Genomic DNA, 1,101 nt, shown 5'->3' on the forward strand with positions numbered 1-1,101 from the left:
CATCTAACGAGCGTAGGAGTAATGATGGGATCGTACGGTGGGTACATCGAGAGGTTGGCCAAGAAGGTAGAGGCGCGTTTGCAGGACATCGAAGCGATCTACAACTTCGACCTAGGAGACGAGTTCGAGCTCGCCCTTTGCGCTCTGCTGGAAGACGTGCTGCCTGCCAAGTACGGGGTTTGTCGTGGCTTTGTTGTCGCAGAGGATGGCAGGACGGCCGGGGATGACGTCATCATCTACGACAAAATGGCCAGCCCTACCCTGCGCTCCAGCTTGAGCCGCCAGTTTCCGGTTAAAGAGCAGATCCCGGTTGACGCGGTGTACGCTTACATCGAATGCAAACACTCCATTTCGAGCGATGCGGTGCTGGAGAAGGCGATCGGTCAGGCCGAAGCGGTGAAAAAGCTTGTGCTCACCCGCCGAGCCCTCGACAACCCTGACTATGAAGTGGATGGGCCTGTTTACAACGGGAGGCTCAGGGATTGGCCCCGCACGTTCCCGCCTCTGAAGAACCAACCCTTCTGCGCGGTATTTGCACGCAAATATTCACCGGACGTTACCGTCCCCCGCACTCACGGCGAGCACACCCCTGATCTTTTGATCCTGGGTAATAACTACATCGCGACTCAGACGGTGAACCTGGGGCCGGACGGCATCAAATCGTCGCTCTTTTTCGACRCCAAGTACGGGGCGGGATTGTGCGCAGAACAGGCTCCCGAAAACGCRTACGGCCTTGGCCTGGTAACCCTGCTTGAGGCATTGAGCTGGATTGAGCTGCTGCCTATCGACTGGACGGGGACGCTGAACGCCACTTTCTTCGAAAACCTGCGCAAGGTAAGAACCAGCACTCAGTCCTGACAGCCCGCACTGCCTGCAGATGATGGCTAGCAATTTAGCCCGACCAGGTGTGATCAAGTGAGTGTTGGCGAGCCGACACCAAGGCCTCTTGGCCGGGATTTACCTTCCGGCCATCTGGCGCCATGATGGTAAGCGCAACGGGCTCCTCCTGCGTGAGCCATCGGAAAGGTTACGGAAAACGAGGGCTTTCATGGCTGAGCAATTTCACTACCCGGCAGACCTCTTTGAACTGCTGATCAAGAC

At 57.1% G+C, this 1,101-nt stretch carries 1 protein-coding gene; it reads left to right on the forward strand.

The window, feature by feature from the left end; translation table 11 throughout:
- Positions 1 to 858, forward strand: an 858-nt coding sequence (locus AC1DRJ_RS29010; protein ID WP_477805156.1) for a DUF6602 domain-containing protein, incomplete at its 5' end; no start/stop codon positions are given.
- Positions 859 to 1,101: the final 243 nt, after the last annotated feature.

It is taken from the genome of Pseudomonas sp. P5_B2, assembly GCF_056400445.1.